Raw genomic sequence first — 20,046 nt, 5'->3', positions numbered from 1 at the left:
CATGAACTGGCTGACAGAACCGTTTGGTTACCAGTACATGCTCAACGCGATGTGGGTGTCGGCAATGGTCGGCGGCCTGTGTGCGTTTCTCTCCTGCTATCTGATGCTCAAAGGTTGGTCGCTGATTGGCGATGCGCTGTCGCACTCTATCGTTCCGGGCGTTGCTGGCGCTTATATGTTAGGGCTTCCCTTCGCGCTTGGCGCATTTCTTTCCGGTGGACTGGCAGCGGGCAGCATGCTGTTTCTCAATCAGCGTTCGCGCCTGAAGGAAGATGCGATAATCGGACTGATTTTTTCCTCTTTTTTCGGTATCGGACTGTTTATGGTGTCGCTCAATCCGATGTCGGTAAACATCCAGACCATTATTCTGGGCAACGTGCTGGCGATTGCACCGGAAGACATTGTGCAACTGGCTATCATCGGCGTTATTTCGCTGACTATTCTGTTGTTGAAGTGGAAAGATTTGATGGTGGTTTTTTTTGATGAAAACCACGCCCGCTCCATCGGTCTGAATCCTGGGCGGCTAAAGCTGTTATTTTTTACGCTGCTCTCCGTTTCCACGGTTGCCGCTCTGCAAACAGTCGGCGCATTTCTGGTGATTTGTCTGGTGGTCACACCCGGTGCCACCGCCTGGCTGCTGACCGATCGTTTTCCGCGTCTACTCGCTATCGCCGTCGCTATCGGCAGCCTGACCAGCTTTTTTGGCGCCTGGCTGAGCTATTGGCTGGACGGCGCAACCGGCGGAATCATTGTGGTTCTGCAAACGCTGCTGTTCCTGCTGGCATTTGTCTTTGCGCCAAAACACGGCCTGCTGGCGAATCGCCGCCGCGCCCGCCAGGTGAACAAGGAGTCCGTATGATCTTCACAACGCTGCTGGAACCCTTTCAGTTCAGTTTTATGGTCAATGCGCTGGTCATCTCTACCATTGTCGCCGTTCCCTGCGCATTGCTGTCTGTTTTTTTGGTGCTTAAAGGCTGGGCGCTGATGGGCGATGCCATGAGCCACGCGGTATTTCCCGGAATCGTGCTGGCATGGATGGCGGGTCTTCCACTGGCGATTGGCGCGTTTATCGCCGGACTGTTTTGCGCGGTGGCGACGGGCTATCTCGACGACAATAGCCGGATTAAGCGTGATACCCTGATGGGGATCGTCTTTTCCGGTATGTTTGGCGCGGGCCTGGTGCTGTACGTTTCGATCCAGTCGGAGGTCCATCTCGATCATATTCTGTTCGGTGATATGCTGGGCGTATCGTTTAGTGATATTGTGCAAACCTCGGTTATCACGCTGGGGATTGCGCTTATCATCGGGCTCAAGTGGAAAGATCTGCTACTGCACGCCTTCGATCCGCATCAGGCAAAGGCCAGCGGTCTTAACACGACGCTGCTGCATTATGGTCTGTTGTGTATGATTGCCCTGACGATCGTCGCCACGCTGAAATCGGTAGGCATTATTTTGTCGATTTCCTTGCTAATTGCACCTGGCGCCATCGCGATATTAATGACACGGAAATTTTTCCATGCCTTATTGTTGGCGGTAGTCATCTCGGCCATAACCTCATTTCTGGGCGTGTATCTGTCATTTTTCATCGACAGCGCGCCGGCTCCCACCATCGTCGTATTATTTTCGCTGCTGTTTGTGATTACCTTTATTTATTCAACGCTGCGCGATCGTCGTTTAGAGAAACAGCTGCTGCGGCATGATATATAAATAACGCTTAATAGTATGCTCGCTAATATTATGACATCGACAGATATCCCAGCCATGAATATAGCCTCCCGCAGGAGGCTATATTCTCCGTAAACTACAACATTGTGATAATGCGATTTAATAAACGGATCCGCGGTTCAATTGATGCAATATCAAGCCACTCATCGGCACTGTGAAAACCTGCACCGACAGGTCCCAGCCCGTCCAGCGTTGGAATACCTAACGCCGCCGTCAGGTTGGCATCGCTGCCACCACCCACGGCCTGCCAGGTAACCGAAATGCCCTCTTCTTTCCCGGCCCGTTCAACCAGCGCCATCAGGCGTTGTGTCTCTTCACTCGCCGCCATCGCGGGTTTATGACTTACACGGGTCAGCGTGGTGGTTACGCCATCAAGGAAACCTTGCTGACACAGAGATTGTAGCGACTTGTGCACGCGCTCATACTCTTCGTTTTCCCAAAAACGCACATCCAGTTCCGCGTGTAGCTTTGCAGCCACGACGTTCGCCGCACTGCCCCCCTGCACCACACCGACGTTTAGCGTGGTTCCGCGGGTCATATCGGTCAATGCGTTAATGGCCAGCACACTGTTGGCAAAAGCGGTAATGGCAGAACGCCCTTTTTCTGGTTCATTCCCGGCATGCGCCGCCACGCCGTCAAACGTCAATTGATAGCCGCCGACCCCTTTTCGCGCTTTCACCAGCGAGCCGTCAGCCCGGGCAGCTTCACAAACCAGCACACAACGCGACCGCTTCGCCAGTTCGCTAATCCACATACTGGAGTGAACGCTGCCGGTCTCTTCATCCGGATTCATCGCCACCGCGATAGATAAACGTTGTAAATGCTCCACTGGCAATGTGCGCATCGCCCAGAGGATATTCAATAAACCGCTTTTCATATCGGAAACGCCCGGCCCGTAAAGACGGTTTTCATCACGGCTCATTGGACGTTCAGCCACGGTTCCCGCCGGGAAAACGGTATCCAGATGGCCTACCAGCAGTACATCATACTGCGTCGCCTGGGGCTTATTGGTCACCAGCAAGGCCGGGCCCACCGCACTGCCTAAATCAACCAGCTCCGTTTGCCAGCCTTCCTGCTGCCAGAGTTCACGTACCACCGCGGCAACCTGGGCAACCCCCGCGACCGTTTGTGTTCCACAGTCGACGTTGACCAGCGTTTGCAGTTCAGCAATGTATTTTTCCAAATCCATGGTATTTCCTTATCAGAGAATAATGCGCATCAGCAGCATCGCTAAAAAAGCGTTTAAAACGGAGATAACAATCATCAGGGGAATACGTTTGGCGCTGGTGCCAATAACCCCCAGAATACGTCCCAGGTATTGCACCTGGGAGCCCATCAGATAAATGGCCGGCGCCAGAATAGCCAGGTGTTCACCGGTCAGAATGCCTTTATCAAACAGACCAATCGCAACGCCAATACCTCCGCCCATCGACATCCAGCCGCCAATCAGTACCGCTGCGGCTTCACCTGGCAGGCCAAAAAGTCCCATCAGCGGAGCGAATACCATACCAAGCCCTTTCAACGCCCCGGTGATCTCCAGCGCTTTGATGATGATAAAGGCCATCACCACGTTTGGCAGCGTGCTGGTGGTGGCGATGTTCCAGCCTTTACGCGCACCTTCAACAAATACATCGGTAATAACAGGATTAGAGGTTGGCGCACTCATGATGCTTCTCCCGGAACAGTGGATTGGGCTTTTTTAGTGGTGAAAGTCAGGATCAGGCGCATCATGTTGGCGCCAACAATTTTCATGATGAACATCACGGCCACGCACGCGCCAATGGATGCGGGTACCGCCGGGGTACCATCCACGGCCATCAGGGTGAACAGGATTGCGCCGGAAGAGAAAAAGTTAGTAATCATGGCCCCGGCAGAAAACTGGAACATGGCAAAAATGTCCTTTTCATTTTCTGTAATTTCACCTTCATCGGCCAGGTTACGGGTGAGCGATGCGCCAACGTCCGTACTCTGCAAGCTGCCAATCAACGCCAGACCGGTATTTCCAGGAATTCCCATCAGCGGACGTAATAACGGCGTCAACAGGCGACGCGCCGCACGCAGCGCGCCGTAGTGTTCCAGCACGTTAATCATGCCCAAGGCAAACATTACTGCGGGGATTAATCCCAACGCGAAAAGAAAGCCATCCATAGCACCATGACCGCCGGTACCACGAAAGGCGCTGGTTGCTGTCGTCAAGGTATCGCCTTCAAGACTTGCTTTACTGACAACCCTGCCAAAAGCGCCATTCAGCGTAGTGAAATCAAATACACCGTACCATTCTTTGCCGCCGAGTAATCCAGAGAAAAATACTGCGGCGAATGCCAGAGCAAAATAAGCCCCGGGTCCTACCTTATTATCCTGGGAGGGTAAACTCATATCCATTTCCTTGTTAACGTGGAGAATCACCCGGACATTTTGAATAAACAAAGAATAAATAAAGTGATTTAAATCATTTCCACGGCGCGAACCAAATGGAAATATTTAAAAATGTGACGCGCCTGCGCTTGCTATTTAATTAAAGCCATCATGCTGACATTTAAATTAATCATTACTTATGTAATGAAGCGTAAATATCACAACAGGAAGGTGAGCGGCATTAAAAAAGATAAACAAAAACATTTACAGCTAAAATATTTCATGCCGCTGAGAAATAGGTTTACAACACAATTAGCCTACCGCCAGCTCAGCAATGGACTGAACGCGTCACGGCCCACCAGCGCACGTAGCGCAGGCAAATGGCAGTTACGCGCCAGAAGCGGTGGTACGGCAAAAATGGTATCACTGGGTAAGTTCACATTCTCCAACTGTCCCCACAGGTACCAGCCGGTCTCAACCCCGCTATCCGGGACAAACAAATGCAAATGTCTGCCCTGTCGCGGCTCATCGTCAATACCCAACCACTGGCTAAAACGCGGGATATCCGCCGCAACCTGCGTCACCAGCGAACAGCGCCCAACCTGGTTTGCCGGAATATAAAAATTGAGCGTCCCGAGGGTAATACGCACCGCAGCCAGATTAATGAGAGTCGGCATAACCGCTAGTCTCCTGATAACGCGCAAAAACCAGATTCAGATCGAGCAGCGTGAACCAGGTTTCCGCCACGTTAACCACACCCACGGCGATAGTCTGCAGCGCCGGAGGCAGCGAGTCTCCCGGCAAGTGGATCTGGCTTTCGGCGACTTCCAGCACATCAATCAGTTTGTCGATCAGGATCCCGCTTTGCATTTTCTCGGCGCAACCAATCAGGATAGTACGTTTACCCGCCGGGTTAACGGCTGGTTTGTCGATCAGACTATCCAGCCTCATCACTGACTCTACGCGTCCACGGTAGTTGATGACGCCTTCAAGCATTGGCGCACAGCAGGGAACCCAGGATATAGGACGCTCCGCGAGGATCTCTTTTATCTGCGCCCCATAGAACGCAAAATTCTTCCCCGCCAGTTGAAAAAGCACCAGCGTTCGCCGCGGCTCATCAACGTTTTCGCACTCTGGCTTTTCACCGTGATTTAGCGCGAGAATTTGCTCCAGCTGTTGGCTCATGATTTCTCCTTTTACTCGGCAATGCAGAAGGTGTTACGGCCATTTTGCTTCGCGGCATACAGCGCCTGATCGGCGCGTTCGCGCAGCGTTTCAACACGATCGCCAAACTGCCACTGTGCGATGCCTGCGCTAAAGGTACTGTGAAAACTGGCGTCATTGACGACGAAGGTGACCTGTTCATAGCCCCTGCGCAATCGTTCGACCACCCGTGCTGCCTTTTCGCTACTGGTATTGGGCATAATGATGACAAACTCTTCGCCACCGTAACGCCCCACGATATCGGTGCTGCGTAAGCGATGAGAAAACAATTGTGAAATGCCAACAATAACCTGGTCGCCAACCGCGTGACCGTAGGTGTCGTTAATACTTTTGAAATGATCCAGATCCACCATCACCATGCAGAACGGATTACCGCTGTAATTCGACTCGGCAATCGCGCTTTTCAGAAAATGGGTCGTCGTTGAGTGGTTATATAACCCACTCAGACTGTCCTGCGACATACGCGCACGCAGGGCGCGCATTCTTTCGGCACGGATAGACACCGCACGGATGAGTTCCTCAGGATCGGCCTGTTTGAGAATAAAATCCTCCGCACCAATGCTCATTGCCCCAAGCTGCGCATGCTTGTTGGTCTCGCTGGAGAGATAGGCGATCGGCAGGCCAATATGCTGTGGTATTTGACGAATAAGCTTCGTTAACTCCTCACCGCTAAATTCCGGCATATGGTAGTCCATCAGCACCAGATCGATAGGTTGCGCGTTCAGCACATGCAGTAAATAGTGAGGTTTCTCCAGCACATGTACCTCCATGCCCGCCATGCGCAGCCTTTCAGCGTTGTATTCCGCCACCGCTGGCTCATCATCGATCAACAGCACCTGATACGGTTTTTTCAGCGAAGGCTGCGTCAGGCGGTGTAGTTCCTGTACTAAATCGGTGATAGAAGCCGGTTTCACGTAGTAGCCATCGCAGCCGGATTTAATGGCGTTGATACGGGCGTTAAAATCGCTGTGGCAGGAGAGAAACAGTACCGGGAAAGGTTTGCCCACTTTCTGCTTCAGATCCGCCATCGTCAACGGTCCACCGTAGGCGTTGTCCGGGAAGCTGACATCCATGATAACAACGGCTGGCGGCTGTGCCAGTACGGCGTGTGTAAAATCCTCAGTATTGGCAAACACATGACAGGTAAAGCCGAAACAGCGCAACTGGGTAGCGAGCAACTCAACCTGGTCGACGTCATCATCACACAGGTAGATAGGCTTGCTGGCCCGCCGGACATATCCCTCTTCCGGGCGCTGCGAGGAGACAGGCAATGTGAACTCCGTATCGCTAATACGATGCTCAAGATTGAGCTGCTCCTGGGTGAGGGTATATAACCAGCGAATAATTCGCCGCAACTCATCATAATGCAGTATGCTTTGTGCTGATTCCGATTCGGTTAGTAAACGCTCACCTTCTGCTGAGGCATTCGCCAGCAGGCTAAAACCAAACGATCCCGCCGAACCGTGAATACTGTGCAGCAGAATATGCAGTTGTTTACGACAGGTTTCGCTGGGTTCAGCAACCAATTGAACCAGCAACCTTTCTGCCTGTGCCAGCATATCGGGGATGCGACGTAAAAATCCCTGCCGCAGACGCGCTATTTTTTCCTGCGCTGCCGCCATCGCTATGTGCTTATTTTCTTGTTTCATTAAACGCCCAGGCTTATTCAGTCACGACGGACGGTTGCAAAAGCGCATTTACTGCCGCCCCCAGATTTTCCGCCAGGTTTTCATCTTTTTTCACCCAACGGTCGTAAAGAACATCGCTGGTCGTCACTTCATTTGCACTCAGTAAAATGAATGGCTTAGACCAAGCCTGAGCGCGCAACAGCGCCAACAAATCCAGACCACTGATCTCAGGCATATGTAGATCGCTAATCACCAGGTCGATGTTTTTATCCGAATCCAGACATGCCAGGGCAGAAATAGCGCTTTCCACAATCACCACATCGTAGCCATCCATCTGCAAAAAAATAGAGGCCAGCTCAGCCGCAAAAAGATCATCATCAACTAATAAAATTCGCATCTTCTCTCTCGATTTTGCGCCATCAGCACAAAAGCATTTTTAATGTTTTTATTAAACTGTCCTGCTCGAAATCGCCTTTGGCGATGTAGGCGTCAGCCCCTACCTGAATCCCCCGTCGTCGGTCTTCTTCCTTCGCGCGGGACGTCACGATGATGATTGGCGTGTGCTGGTAGTTTTTCTCTGCGCGCAACGATTTGGTGAAGGTAAAACCATCCATAAACGGCATTTCGACATCCGTCAGTACGGCATCAAACTGGGTCAGTTTCGCTTTTTGCAGCCCTGAGAGCCCATCTTCAGCCAACGTGACCTGATAGCCATGCGCCTCCAGCACATTTTTTTCTATCTCGCGGGTATTGAGGGAATCATCGACCACCAGCACATGCCAGGCATCTTGCGCCACGCTCGCCGCTGGCGCCGGGGCGCTGGTTTGCCGTGACTGCTGCGCCATCGCCATCAGCGCAGGCACTTGCAGGATGCTGACCAGTTGGTTATCCGGCGTCTGTACCATCCCGGAGACCAGCGACTGCTGCTGCATATGTTTTGGTAAGGGTTTGATCATCATCTTGCGTTCATCAAGCAGCTTATCCACTCGCAGCGCCATTTTGCTGTACTGGTTCTGCACGATGATTAACCGCTGTCCCGCCGATGAGAGATTGCCCTGGCGATCGTGAATGCCCAGCAGAGCGCCTGCGCAAACCACAGGAATAAACTCGTTATGCAAAATAATGGCCGGTCGTCCGGCGATATCGCTAATCCCCTGCGCAGTACACTCCACCACCTCAACCACATACTGCGCAGCCAGCCCGAACAGGTGTCCCTGTTCTTCAAATTGCATAATTCGCATCATCGTGAGCGAGACAGGTAGACGCAGGCTAAAGCTGGTTCCAACCCCCTGGCGGCTATAAACCTGCAAATCACCTTGCAGGTCGGTTACCACCGTTTTGCGTACCACATCGAGCCCCACGCCGCGCCCTGAAAGCTCAGAGACTATCTTGCTGGTGGAAAAGCCGGGATGAAAAATCAGCTCATTACACTCCTGCTCAGAGAGTTGCCCGGCCATTGATGCGGGAACCAGGCCTTTACTGACCGCCTTCGCGCTGATGGCCTCATAGTTCAGACCGCGACCGTCATCTTCGATGCGCAGTAATATTCCGCTGCCGTCCTGCTGAGTAGTGATGGTAATGGTGCCGCGGGTCGATTTACCCAGCGCCAGGCGTTCGTCGATCTCGCCAATACCGTGATCGACCGCGTTACGCAGCAAATGCGTCAGGGATTCCGATAACCTGTCAATAAGCTGGCGGTCGATTTCCACTTCACCGCCGACGAAGCGACACACCACCTGTTTGTTCAGCGTGGACGCCAGTTCACTGACCTGTAGTGAGATCGGCTCAAACAGCGTCGATAGCGGCAGCATGCGGATCCGTGCCGCCACATCGTACAGTTCAAACATCTGCAAATGCTGGAGCTGAACGCTTTCTTTTAGCTGAGCGCTGAAATCATGGATCTGCTGGCGAAGCTGCTCGGCGCTCAGGCCCGGTAGCCGCGGTACCAACTGACTCAGGTTTTGGATCTGCTGTTCAAGGCGATCATGCCCGGCGAGCACTTCGCCCAGGATGTCGATCAGGCCGTCCAGCTTGTTCAGCTTTACTCGTACGAAATCGGCCTGCTTGATACCGGAGTCCAGGGAAGGGGCTGCCGCAGAAGCTGAAACGCCAGGTTTGTCCGCAGCCGCTGTCGACTCCAGCGCCGGAGTAACCGTCTCTCCCCGGCTGGCGGATGCCAGGCGTTCGCACAGCCCGGCATCCGCCGGCGGCAACTGATTATCACCTTCGCTGACAAAAAGCTGGGTCAACTGGCCTGAGAGATACTCCACAGACTCATGAATCAAATTACCCAGCGCCCTGTCTGGCGTCAGTTTGTTATCACGTAGCTCACTCAGTACATCTTCAAGATGATGAGTGACATCAGCGATACTTTGCAGCTTCAGCATCCGCGCGCCCCCTTTCAGCGTATGCGCGGCGCGAAACATCTCACCTATCCAGGCTTCAGTATGTTCATCAGCGGAGAGGAGAAACGCCCCTTCGCTGATCGTCTGCAAATGACCTCTCCCTTCATCAATAAAGCGCAGAACGAATTTTTTCAGATCGATAGCCATAATCGCTCTTATTAGCCACTTCGGTGGGCAAATTGCGCCAGTTGATGTTCACAAAGAAAACGAAACGTATTACCGGGAAACACCATCGGCAAACGCAGGCGACAAACCGCAGAAGGGTTGTTCATTTCGTCGTTCAGTAATTGCATCACCACGCGATACGTACGCTGCGCAGGTTGGCGTAACTCGCTTTGACGATACATTTCGGCCAGATAATAGTGCGCCGGCCAGTAACCAGGCTCCTGATAAACCACCTGTTTAAACCAGGCGATAGCCTGCTGCGTCTGGCGCTGCCACATCATCGCCAGGCCGAGCAGCATTTTGGCCTCTGCCGACCACTCATCCTGCGCGAGGATCTTCTGCGCGTTTCCGGCGGTCTGAGAAAACTCACGTTGTTCAAGGGCAATGACGCCCTGAATCAGCAGCGCATCCGGGTTACGGGGATCGTCGCGTAGTACGTGGGCGATGCACGTTTCGGCTTCAGAAAAACATTTTTCATCGAGACAGATACGCGCCTTTTTTAGCCAGTCATCATTTTGCTGTGCCGTGGGCGTGGAAGGTGGATACTCCACTACCGCTCTCGTCTGCGGAGCGCGTACCGCTACCTTGGGTACTGGTGCGATTCTTGGCGTTTCACGATGATGGCAAAAATAAAAAATGCCCTCTTCCTGCTCCAGCTTCAGGATATCGAAATTGTTGGCCAACGTTTCCGCGTTGCCAAAAAATAAGGCCCCCTGAGGTTGTAGCATTTTCGACAAATTACCGTGCAGTTCACGACGCGTTGGCGTGTCGAAATAGATAGACACGTTGCGCAGCAAAATGATGTCTACTTCCGGCAACAACTGCTCTTTTATAATATTGGTGCGGTGAAATGAGACTTTCTCACGGATTGCGTCATGCAATCGGTAGAGGTTTCCCGAATGGGTAAAATAGCGCTGCAGAATGCTTGGGTCGACGCCGCGAAACGAGTAGCTTGAATAGCTGGCGTTTCTGGCTTTTGCCAGGATTACCGGGTCAATATCGCAACCGTATATTTCAATCTGCTGCGCCATTGCGCCCTGGTATTTCTCATGCAGCTTGATCGCCAGCGAGTAGGCCTCTTCTCCGGAGGAGCATCCGGCGCTGAGAATACGCACCGGGCCGCTGCGCTGTTGCAGCAGACGCGGGACCCACTTATCGCAGATCAAATCCAGCGTGTCGTTTTCGCGGAAAAAATAGGTTTCGTTAATAGTAATTAGCGTAATGAAGTTATCGAACTCGTCCTGAGAAATACGCAGTTGCTCATAATATTCATAACAATCAATGATATTCCGTTCAGCCATACGCCGACTCAGCGCCGATTTCAGCAACGCTTCCATGGCATTATCAAAATGCAAACCCACCCGATCTTTGATCAGGCGGGCGTAATCAGAAAGATTGGGGATCATGGCAATTTACTCTCAAAATGCCCGTGAAAGGCCATCGATAGCAGTACTTTCGCGAGACCGTCCAGAGGGATCGTGCGGTGTATCAGTTGCCTGTCGATCGCGTTCTTATTCATACCGAATACCACCGAGCTTTCTTCATCCTGCGCCAGCGTTCTTCCTCCCCGGCGGAAAATGAGTTCAATGCCGCGACAACCATCGCTCCCCATGCCCGTCATAATCAGGCCGACGGCCTTTTCGCGAAACACCTCCGCCACCGACTCCAGCAACAAATTGCAACTGGGATGATAAACATCGCTTTCCTGTCTGGGGATTGCTGCCAGGCGTTGGTTGCTTTTGACGATCAGGTGCTGCTCCGGCGGTAAAATATAGACGTACCCCGCTTCGACCCGATCGTCTTCCTGCGCCAGTCGCACCTTCAGTTCGGTCACACTGTCCAGCCAGTGCACCATGTTTTTTGCGAAGCCATCGGCAATATGTTGGGCAATGAGCACCGGGCACGGAAACGTACCGGGGAGATCCTGTAATAGCTTACTCAGCGCCTGCGGCCCGCCCGTCGAACAGGCAATCGCCAGCACAAAAGGCCAGTCCTGCGTCGTCTTTATGGCGTCCATCGTCGAACACAAAGCGGACACTACCGGTTCGGTTGGGTGGCGTAGTCCCTTGATATGACGAATCACTTTCACGCCGACCAACAATTCCACTTTGCGATGCAAAGCATCGGTTGAGAGCGGGAAATCGCTGCTATGGTGCAGCACCGCCAGAGCGCCACGGGAAATGTAATCATCATCCCATTGTTTTTCTGGGCAAAACCGCATCACAAGGATGGGAATAGCGCTGGTCGCCATGATCGTTTCCACAACCTCGACGTTATCGGGGCTTGAGGTATCCAGCGTCAGAATCAGCAGATCGGGCATCAGCTGTTGTAATAATCTCATCGCTTGTCTGCGATGGGCGGCTTGCCCTACCACCTTAATGTGCGGGTGATCTTCCAGTTGCCTGACCAGTTCATTACGCGATGCGCTGTCCAGGTCAAGGATCAGCACCCGTATATTGCCGCTGTTCATGCATCCGCTTCCGTCAAGGTGAATGACGTCGACGCCTCTTTCAGCGCTTTCGACAGTTGCGTCATATCCTGACTGACAACCAGAATGTCTTTGATCGATTGTGAGGTATAGTTACTGGCCACGACAATCTCGCGCAGCGCCATTACCACCTGATTACTCGCCGTTTTCTGCTGCTGGGTGGATAGTGAAATTTGTAGCGCCGCCGTAGAGGTTTGCTCGGCGGTAACGACGATGTCGTTCAGATGTTCAGCGCTGACTTTACAGGCTCTGGCTCCCGCCTTAATGCTCTCGCCGCCTTTCTCCGCGTTCAGCACCAGACGATTGATCGCGTTTTGGATCTCGCTGATCTTATTCTCGATCTCAACCGTCGATTCCGTTACTGAATCGGCAAGACGACGAATTTCAGCCGCTACCACCGAGAAACGCTTACCGGCTTCTCCGGCGCTGGCAGCCTCCAGCGCGGCGTTAAAGGCGATAAGTTTCGTTTGATCGGCAACGCTATTGATGATCACCATCACGCGACTGATTTCCGTCGACTTATTGCCGAGCATCATAATTTCACGCATGTTTTGCTGATTATCGGTATCAATATCCGTCATCCGCATCAGCAATTGTGACATTGACTCTGAACCTTTATTGCAATCCTCAAGCGTCTGGTTGGCAATATCCACCACCGCTCGCGAGTGCTCAGCAATCTGTGTCGATGAAGCTGACAACTCTTCCATCGTGGAGGTAATCTCGGCCACCGAGGATGACGTTTCTACGCTGGTTGACGCCTGACCGTCTACCGCTTCGGTGATATGCAGTGATGCCTGGTGTACTGAATCCGCATGAGAAACCATACCGCCGACCAGCAAGTGCAGGCGCTGACGCATCATCTCTACCGCACTCAGGAGTTCACCAATTTCATCATGATGATCGATCTCAACGTCAACCGTTAAATCTCCTTTTGCGATGGTCTGCGCAATCCCCAGAACACGGTTTAAACGGCGTGATATCAAATAACGGCTGGCAACGGCAATCAGCAGCAAAATGACGGGTAACAAGAAAACGGTGAACAGCAACAAGCCATTGCGTACCAGGTTACTGCTCCTGGAGACATCATCAACGTAGCTGGTCGTGGCAATGATCCAGTCGATTCCGTCGATATATTCATAGACGGCAACCTTGGTCCTCGGCGGCGTACCATAACGACTCACCCAGTTGTAGTAGGTGATACCATTTTTATGTTCGAGGATATCGGCAAACAGCTTATAGCCATTGGCATCGGTGATATTAATCGCCTGTTGATTGCTCAACGAGGGGTGGACCAACATGCGACCCGGTTCGAATCCGGCATCCAGCACGTAGGCGTAACCCTCTTTACCAATATGCACATTCAACAAACGCTGAATGATCGGTTGCAGACTCTGTTTAACATCGAATCCCACCGCAACCGCACCAACGACCTGACCATATTTATCGGCTATCGGTTCATAGTGGCTAATAAACTGCTTACCAAACAGCGTGACCACGCCCGAAAAAGGCTTATTTTTCAACAGCAGTGGCAATGCCGGGTTGTCATGCCCCAACGCGGTTGCGGTGGCCGTATTACCCGAACTCGCCAGTAACGTGCTGCTAACGCGCACAAACTGCTCGCCTTGCAGAATAAATGTGCTGGCAAATACGCTGGTTAACTCGGTGAAATGTGCGTTGGTGTTAGGTTTACTCAGCACCGCTTTTAATTCGGTTGCATCCATATAGCGCAGCGGCTTATCAGCAACGTTTTGATAATTATTAATATAAACATTGCTGTAATGTTCAGCATCGCGGGTTACGCGCTGGAATTCACTGGAAATACTATTATGAAAAATACGGGTGTTGGTTTTAATCATCTCCAGAGAATTTGCCTGCAATTCTCGGGAAAGATAAGACGATAATATAAAAGAGGCACCAATCAGCAGCGTTGCAATACAGATAACCAGAATCATGCCGAGCTTCATCGCCACACCGGGATGGATATTGTGCAGCCAGGATAATAGTCGAGCACGCGGTCCCTCACCGGTTGCCCCCGCCGTTCGATTCTTCACTTTAATAATGTCACTCATGATTTTTATTCTCTACCTGAGAAGAAATTACTCTTTTTTGGTCATAAGGCGTTAGCGCCCTGCTATTCCAACGTGAGCAATGGCGTAGGTTTGCCAATGTGATAGCCTTGTAACCACCCAACATTCATCTTTTCCAGGCAGTCCTGAATATTGGCATTTTCGACAAATTCAGCAACGACCTGCATATTTTTCATTTCAGCGACACGGCAGAATGACTCGACGATGTAGTAGCTGATCTCGCTTTCGGTGATCCGTCGAATAAAAGAGCCATCTATTTTCAGGATATCGGCTTCGATATTCATCAAGCGCGCATGGCTGGCAAATCCGGTACCAAAATCATCGATCGCCACGCGACATCCCAACTGGCGTATTAAGCTCAGGGTTTCCACGGTTTGCTCTTTGTCTGATAACGTATCGGCTTCTGTTATCTCAAAAATAATGCGCTGCGGTTCCACAGCGTAATCGTGCAGAAGCTGAGTGATTCTGGACACAATATTTGAACGACACACCGTGACTGGCGCCAGGTTAATGGCAAAACAGCGCTGCGGATGGGTGCGCATGAACTTCAGGGTATTTTCGATAACCCACAGATCGATATCCGGCGCCAGCCCCGCATCATGGGCAACCGGCAGAAAGCTGTTTGGTGGAATAAATTCCCCTCGGTCGTTGAGCATACGGATCAATATTTCATGATACGGCGCTTCACCACGGGTACTGACAATCGGCTGGGCCATCAGAACGAAGGCATTATTATCCAGCGCATTTTGCAACGCGGTACGGATTTCAGTTTTATCAACGATGTGGTTGCCGAGGACCCGGCTATGCTGCGCTTCGAGGTTTTCCGGCCTGCCGTTGGTCAGGGATAAACCGGCGACCATGCCGAGCTTACCCACCAGTTGGTAGATATCTACGCTATGATCGTTAATCAGGCAGTAACCCAACCCACTGCGAAAACCCAGCCGCTGATTGTTGTAAAAGAGGCGAAAGCTGTTGGCGGCCTGGTACAGATCGCATAACCGCTCGCAGGACCCATTTTCCAGGCGGATAAGCAGATCATAACCCGCATGGTAATAGACCTTTTCACTTTTGATCAGACGACTTCTGAGATGTTCGGCAAGGATCTTTTGGTAGCGGGCGCGGAAATGAAAACCATAGCGACGCGAAAAGAGCTCCAGCTCGGGGATCTGTATCAGGCATACCGTCGCCCCCTCAGTGGTAAACAGCTCCGTCTTCAGCGCACGCAGGTTCGCCATGCCCGTCATCGGATCGGTCAGCCCCAACAGCAGAACCTGGTTAAACCGCTGGCGGGTAAACTTTGCCAGCGCCCCCATGATCACAATGGTGAGCGAAAAAACAAAGATAAGTGTTGAAACCAGCGCCTGATGCAGCATGAAATTAATATCGCTGGCGATATAGCTGTCGTTATGTTTGCCTAAAATAATCAGTACGATTGTCCACACCAGCATAGTGAACGAGTGACCAATCTTAATCGCTCCCCACAACATCAATGGAAATAACAGGATCAGGCTATAGAAAGAGAAAAAGATGTTCGAAATGTGCGGCGACATCAAACATAACATCAATAAAATCAGCAAAATAAACCAAAAGCTGACGCCGAAGGCGGTGATATTACCTTTACACTGAAAGACAATCGCTCTGATAAAGGTAAACAGGTAAGACGGTCGACGAATAATGCGATAAATTTTGTAGAAAAAGGGGATGCCCGTCAGACAGCCGTTGATGATCCCCTGAATACGCACCAGCATCTCCAGGCTCACAACCGGAATATTGTCCACATCCGGGCGATGACTGTGGGTCACGAACACGGCAAATATCCTGCTGAATAACAGATAGAGCAGGATGTTGAAGCCGCATAACCAAATCAGGCGATTCAGGCTGATTTTTATACGGCCAAAACTGGCACAACTGCGTCTGCCCGTAACGTTGCGGTAAACGGCATAGCTAAGGGTCGAGGCCATAATCAGGCACAGCGCATCCATCCGCCCGCTTTGCGGCCCCAGCACAAACATAAACGCGAGAAACAGAATAAATCCTGACAATGCCCGAAAACCAAACAGAACCAATGCGGCGGAAAATACGGCGAGTTTGAGATCGTAAACTGTTAAAATATTATTATTGAGAAGACAATAACCGTTAAGATATTGTGCCAGTGGATATAAAAGGCCAGGCAACACCAGTGGCAGGCACCATTCTTGAATGCTTTTTGCAGCGTTTGTATTTATTATCGCGTCCAAATCAATTTATCCGCTATGCACTATACCAATAGGACTTTAATCCAGACTCGAATGTCACAAACAAATCCTTTTGGGTCAGTCGCTGAACCATAGCAAAATTGTCAACATTGACCGCGCACTGAGAAAATAAAGTTAGGCTCTATATTGAAGCGAGCATCTTATTCATATCAAATCAGGAAATAAACATTCATTAATAGACAAAAATGGACATTCCGGCGGGATGAGGCTACGGCACAACCACTTAACCACACAGCTAATTCGTTGATGCAAAGTATAAAAAAACAATTTATTGCCGACTTCACCGCGCCTCCAACCCGTACAAACAAAAAACACTCCTCGTCGTTTTAATGTCAACATTAATATCCTGGCAGAGGCATGATGAAAAATGTATTTTTATGAACACTTTTGCCTGTTGACGAAAACCACAGCGTTATCTATATTCGCATTCCGTTATTGTTGTCATTACTCATCCCGGTTCAATGTTAGCTATTTGTTACGTCGTTGCGTTTCACATCTTTCATCTACTTATTTGCAACAATAATATTCCATTAAGTAATACCAGAAATTAAATTCAGCATCGCATAATCAATTCAGGAATTAACATAATCCGTGGCAAAGTCTCTGTTTTCCCTTAAAGCAATAAAAGGGTGGCAACATTCCATCACTGGCAAAATAACGCAATTCTTGCTGGTGGGTATCGTTATTGCTTTTAGCGCTGGTGCCTTTACCAACTGGAGCCTGATAGACAACTTTTCTTATCAACAGTGGGTGCAGCGCGCTGAGGCGAATGCCCAGATCATGACCTATATCATCCGCAGCGTGTATACCACCGTTTCGGTTGAAACCAGCGATGCCGGGCAGATCTCCCGCATCGTCTCCGACAGACAACTTGGCGACACCGACTCCATTCTGCAAACCGGTTATAACCCGGTAGACGTCCTGGCGTTGGCATCAGTGCAGACGCACAGCCCCACCTGGCTGTTTCTCTATACGCCGGAAAAAGGGTATGTTGGGATTAACAACAAGTCTGAAAATGGCGAAGGAATTATCTCCTTCTCTGGTCGTCTGCCGCGCGATGTGCTGGTCAATTACTATGTTGGCTTCGCCCAGATTAATGGCGAAGAGTGTTTTATCAGCGCCGTCCCGATTTTGACGCCTTCCGGTGAGATCCTCGGTAGCCTGATAAGCAGCATCGGTAAAAAAAGCGATTTATACGCCACCTACGATGCGATGCTGAAAAAGAGCTGCATCATTTTCATCCTGATTATGCTGGTGACGTTGGCGCTGGTAACGATGTTTATGCGTCGTTTATTCCGTCCGGTTCCGCTACTGATCAACTCCCTCACCCGCATTGCCCATGAAGAGACCGACTGCATTACCCCCTATCTTGATCAGGACGATGAGATTGGGCATCTGGCTGGAGCGATTGAGAAATTGCGTGTCGCCATGAAAGAGCGCGGTTATCTGCAACGCATGCATGAAATGTCGCAAAAGATGGAGCATATGGCCCATCATGATTCGCTGACCGGCTTACCCAACCGCGTTTCGTTTGGCCAGGCGTTAGATAAGCGCGTCAGTGAAATTCATCTGGATGAAAAACCGTTCAACCTGCTGTTGATTGACCTCGACAATTTCAAACCGGTCAACGACACCTTCGGCCATAAAGCCGGGGATGAACTGTTAATTAGCGTGGCCCAGCGCCTGCAATTGCTGCTCGGTCCCGACGATATCGCGGCGCGCCTGGGCGGTGATGAGTTCGCCATCCTGCAACAGGTCGACGACAATGCCATCAAAGAAGCAAATCGTCTGGCAAAACGCATTATTCGTGCGCTGAGTACCCCATTCACCTGGAGCACGCATACATTTTCCATCAGCTGTAGCATCGGTATCACCACCGCGCCTTATCAGGGCAACAATACCTCGACGTTGATGATCAATGCCGACCTTGCGATGTATGCCTCAAAGCATCATGGCCGCGGTTGCTTCCATTTCTTTGAAGACGGCATGGTGATGAAGCAAACCCACAGCCTGTTTATTAATCAGGAAATCATTGATGGTATTGATAACAAGGAGTTCGAGCTTCACTACCAGCCAATCATAAACCTGGCAGATGAAAGCGTGTATGGCTATGAATCGTTAATCCGCTGGAATCATCCTACCAAGGGACTGATTTACCCGGATTATTTTATAAACATAGCCGAAAGTTCCGGCCTGATTGTGCGTTTAGGCGAATGGATAATTCGTCAGTCCTGTGAGGCCGCGGCTAAATGGCCGGAGCGCACCAGAATTGCCGTCAATATATCGGCCTACCAGTTGCACAGTCCGGGGCTGGTTGATGTGATCAAAGACGCCTTACGCATCAGCCAACTCTCGGCAGAACGCCTTGAAATAGAAATCACCGAATCCGAGAAACTGGACAGATCAATCGCCTTACCCGTACTGCAAGAGATCCGCGCTATGGGCATCGAAATCGCCATGGACGATCTGGGTACCGGGTATGCGGCGCTGGATTACCTGCTGATCTATCCTTTCACCCGCATCAAGATCGCCCGCACATTGGTCGATAAGCTGCAGCAGGATAATGCCAGCCAGTATTTGATTGTGATGCTGATTCAGTTTGCCCATAAGTACAATATGTCGGTCACCGCTGAAGGCGTGGAGACCGCGCAACAGCGCGACATCCTGCGCGACATAGAGTGCCAGAATGTTCAGGGCTATTTCTTTAGCTATCCGCTTCGTGAGCGCGAGGTACTTGCCGCGTTTGCTGAAGAAGTTATTGCAGAAGGTCTGAGCAATGGCTGACCTCTTTCGCCTGGCAAAACGCCTGCTCATGATGGTTGTGCTGCTGACATTGGCTACGCCATGCATGGCAGATATGCAACTGCATACGCTGGAACAGATAGCCAGTAAGAAAACCATTACCCTTGGCTATCAGGATGATGCGTTTCCCTTCTCCTGGCAAAATGGAAATACCCCTGCGGGCTACTCCATTGATATCTGCAACAGTATCGTCAGCGCGCTCAAGACGAAGCTCCAGCTAAAAAACCTGAAAATAGAGTGGGTAAAAGCCAATTCAGCATCGCAGTTTGTGCTGATTAAAAACCACATGGCAGACATCATGTGCATACCTGCCTTTTATTCACAAAGCCGCCACAGCATTAGCGAGTTCTCTCTGCCTTTTTATTTTTCGAGCACCCGCTTTGTGATGCGTAAAACTGAAAACAACGACAACCTGGCTAAGCTTTCTGGGCATAGCGTACTGGTTAAAAGCGGTACAATTTACGTTGAGCAGTTACAAAAAGTGAATGCCGCTAATGATTTGAATATCAATATTCAACTCAACACCAATAATATTACAGCCTTCAATGAACTCAAGAATGGCGAGTATTCCGCACTGATCTCCAGCACGGTATTACTCAAAGGGATGATTGCACAAACGCCAAACCCTGAGGATTATGCGTTGTCCGATATTGCACTCAGCGCCCCGCTACCGGCAGGACTGTTGCTCCCGTTACATGATAAAGAATTTAAAGAGTTTGTTGATGGCACGTTGTCGTCTCTGATGACCAGCAACGAATTTACTGCGCTGTACAATAAATGGTTTCAGTCACCGATTCCGCCGAAATCCATTAATTTAAACATTCCCATGTCAGAAAACCTGAAAGCACTAACGGCTGCTAAAAAGAAGATCAGTTTTGATTATGAAAAATATAATTAATCGTGAGGTGACAG

Annotated in this window: 16 protein-coding genes; 4 read left to right on the top strand and 12 right to left on the bottom strand. The window is 50.8% G+C overall.

The genetic code is table 11. The features are described 5' to 3' along the window. Window position 1: 1 nt before the first annotated feature. Window positions 2–859: an iron/manganese ABC transporter permease subunit SitC gene (gene sitC / locus ACVXHP_RS11745; protein WP_200009252.1), complete on the top strand. Its 858-nt coding sequence runs from the start codon at window positions 2–4 to the stop codon at window positions 857–859. Next, window positions 856–1,707, top strand: a complete 852-nt coding sequence (gene sitD, locus ACVXHP_RS11740; protein ID WP_447571508.1) for an iron/manganese ABC transporter permease subunit SitD — start codon at window positions 856–858, stop codon at window positions 1,705–1,707. The genes sitC and sitD overlap by 4 nt, the downstream gene beginning before the upstream one ends. A 94-nt stretch (window positions 1,708–1,801) precedes the next feature. On the opposite strand, the gene ACVXHP_RS11735 is transcribed toward sitD, so the two are convergent. From ACVXHP_RS11735 to ACVXHP_RS11680, 12 genes are all read right to left on the bottom strand, one after another. Then, window positions 1,802–2,914 carry a M20 family metallopeptidase gene (locus tag ACVXHP_RS11735; protein ID WP_316128740.1) on the bottom strand — a complete coding sequence of 371 codons (1,113 nt, stop codon included), beginning with the start codon at window positions 2,912–2,914 and terminating at the stop codon, window positions 1,802–1,804. A 12-nt stretch (window positions 2,915–2,926) separates the two neighbouring features. Beyond that, a complete protein-coding gene (locus ACVXHP_RS11730; protein ID WP_135324532.1) occupies window positions 2,927–3,391 on the bottom strand; it encodes a YjiG family protein in 465 nt (154 codons plus the stop codon). Then, the gene (locus ACVXHP_RS11725; RefSeq protein ID WP_200009255.1) at window positions 3,388–4,107 is read right to left on the bottom strand and encodes a nucleoside recognition domain-containing protein; all 720 of its coding nucleotides are present in this window, start codon (window positions 4,105–4,107) and stop codon (window positions 3,388–3,390) included. The genes ACVXHP_RS11730 and ACVXHP_RS11725 overlap by 4 nt, the downstream gene beginning before the upstream one ends. A gap of 290 nt (window positions 4,108–4,397) precedes the next feature. Beyond that, window positions 4,398–4,757, bottom strand: a complete 360-nt coding sequence (locus tag ACVXHP_RS11720; protein ID WP_447571507.1) for a hypothetical protein — start codon at window positions 4,755–4,757, stop codon at window positions 4,398–4,400. Continuing rightward, on the bottom strand, window positions 4,741–5,265 hold the full coding sequence (locus tag ACVXHP_RS11715; RefSeq protein ID WP_316128738.1) for a chemotaxis protein CheW: 525 nt from the start codon (window positions 5,263–5,265) through the stop codon (window positions 4,741–4,743). The genes ACVXHP_RS11720 and ACVXHP_RS11715 overlap by 17 nt, the downstream gene beginning before the upstream one ends. An 11-nt stretch (window positions 5,266–5,276) precedes the next feature. Further along, window positions 5,277–6,953: a diguanylate cyclase gene (locus tag ACVXHP_RS11710; protein WP_316128737.1), complete on the bottom strand. Its 1,677-nt coding sequence runs from the start codon at window positions 6,951–6,953 to the stop codon at window positions 5,277–5,279. Between the two features lie 13 nt (window positions 6,954–6,966). After that, window positions 6,967–7,329 carry a response regulator gene (locus ACVXHP_RS11705; RefSeq protein ID WP_447571506.1) on the bottom strand — a complete coding sequence of 121 codons (363 nt, stop codon included), beginning with the start codon at window positions 7,327–7,329 and terminating at the stop codon, window positions 6,967–6,969. 22 nt (window positions 7,330–7,351) lie between these two features. After that, the gene (locus ACVXHP_RS11700; RefSeq protein WP_447571505.1) at window positions 7,352–9,484 is read right to left on the bottom strand and encodes a hybrid sensor histidine kinase/response regulator; all 2,133 of its coding nucleotides are present in this window, start codon (window positions 9,482–9,484) and stop codon (window positions 7,352–7,354) included. Between the two features lie 11 nt (window positions 9,485–9,495). Next, complete coding sequence (locus tag ACVXHP_RS11695) at window positions 9,496–10,908, bottom strand: CheR family methyltransferase (protein ID WP_447571504.1); 1,413 nt, start codon at window positions 10,906–10,908, stop codon at window positions 9,496–9,498. Next, window positions 10,905–11,972: a chemotaxis protein CheB gene (locus ACVXHP_RS11690; RefSeq protein WP_200009262.1), complete on the bottom strand. Its 1,068-nt coding sequence runs from the start codon at window positions 11,970–11,972 to the stop codon at window positions 10,905–10,907. The genes ACVXHP_RS11695 and ACVXHP_RS11690 overlap by 4 nt, the downstream gene beginning before the upstream one ends. Continuing rightward, the gene (locus ACVXHP_RS11685; protein WP_200009263.1) at window positions 11,969–14,059 is read right to left on the bottom strand and encodes a methyl-accepting chemotaxis protein; all 2,091 of its coding nucleotides are present in this window, start codon (window positions 14,057–14,059) and stop codon (window positions 11,969–11,971) included. The genes ACVXHP_RS11690 and ACVXHP_RS11685 overlap by 4 nt, the downstream gene beginning before the upstream one ends. Before the next feature lie 62 nt (window positions 14,060–14,121). Then, complete coding sequence (locus tag ACVXHP_RS11680) at window positions 14,122–16,254, bottom strand: sensor domain-containing phosphodiesterase (protein ID WP_304701482.1); 2,133 nt, start codon at window positions 16,252–16,254, stop codon at window positions 14,122–14,124. Between the two features lie 669 nt (window positions 16,255–16,923). Between ACVXHP_RS11680 and ACVXHP_RS11675 the strand changes: the two genes are divergently transcribed. Continuing rightward, a complete protein-coding gene (locus ACVXHP_RS11675; protein WP_316128733.1) occupies window positions 16,924–19,116 on the top strand; it encodes a putative bifunctional diguanylate cyclase/phosphodiesterase in 2,193 nt (730 codons plus the stop codon). Beyond that, window positions 19,109–20,032 (top strand): amino acid ABC transporter substrate-binding protein, encoded by a 924-nt coding sequence (locus ACVXHP_RS11670; protein ID WP_447571503.1) that lies wholly within the window; start codon window positions 19,109–19,111, stop codon window positions 20,030–20,032. The genes ACVXHP_RS11675 and ACVXHP_RS11670 overlap by 8 nt, the downstream gene beginning before the upstream one ends. Window positions 20,033–20,046: the final 14 nt, after the last annotated feature.

The sequence above is a fragment of the Citrobacter freundii complex sp. 2025EL-00176 genome (assembly GCF_053309355.1).
This window is presented reverse-complemented; position numbering and strand designations above follow the sequence as displayed.

Excerpts from the sequence above, each read along its gene's own strand:
- sitC (WP_200009252.1), top strand. The coding sequence starts at position 2 with ATGAACTGGCTGACAGAACCGTTTGGTTACCAGTACATGCTCAACGCG.
- sitD (WP_447571508.1), top strand. The coding sequence starts at position 856 with ATGATCTTCACAACGCTGCTGGAACCCTTTCAGTTCAGTTTTATGGTC.
- ACVXHP_RS11735 (WP_316128740.1), bottom strand. The coding sequence starts at position 2,914 with ATGGATTTGGAAAAATACATTGCTGAACTGCAAACGCTGGTCAACGTC.
- ACVXHP_RS11730 (WP_135324532.1), bottom strand. The coding sequence starts at position 3,391 with ATGAGTGCGCCAACCTCTAATCCTGTTATTACCGATGTATTTGTTGAA.
- ACVXHP_RS11725 (WP_200009255.1), bottom strand. The coding sequence starts at position 4,107 with ATGGATATGAGTTTACCCTCCCAGGATAATAAGGTAGGACCCGGGGCT.
- ACVXHP_RS11720 (WP_447571507.1), bottom strand. The coding sequence starts at position 4,757 with ATGCCGACTCTCATTAATCTGGCTGCGGTGCGTATTACCCTCGGGACG.
- ACVXHP_RS11715 (WP_316128738.1), bottom strand. The coding sequence starts at position 5,265 with ATGAGCCAACAGCTGGAGCAAATTCTCGCGCTAAATCACGGTGAAAAG.
- ACVXHP_RS11710 (WP_316128737.1), bottom strand. The coding sequence starts at position 6,953 with ATGAAACAAGAAAATAAGCACATAGCGATGGCGGCAGCGCAGGAAAAA.
- ACVXHP_RS11705 (WP_447571506.1), bottom strand. The coding sequence starts at position 7,329 with ATGCGAATTTTATTAGTTGATGATGATCTTTTTGCGGCTGAGCTGGCC.
- ACVXHP_RS11700 (WP_447571505.1), bottom strand. The coding sequence starts at position 9,484 with ATGGCTATCGATCTGAAAAAATTCGTTCTGCGCTTTATTGATGAAGGG.
- ACVXHP_RS11695 (WP_447571504.1), bottom strand. The coding sequence starts at position 10,908 with ATGATCCCCAATCTTTCTGATTACGCCCGCCTGATCAAAGATCGGGTG.
- ACVXHP_RS11690 (WP_200009262.1), bottom strand. The coding sequence starts at position 11,972 with ATGAACAGCGGCAATATACGGGTGCTGATCCTTGACCTGGACAGCGCA.
- ACVXHP_RS11685 (WP_200009263.1), bottom strand. The coding sequence starts at position 14,059 with ATGAGTGACATTATTAAAGTGAAGAATCGAACGGCGGGGGCAACCGGT.
- ACVXHP_RS11670 (WP_447571503.1), top strand. The coding sequence starts at position 19,109 with ATGGCTGACCTCTTTCGCCTGGCAAAACGCCTGCTCATGATGGTTGTG.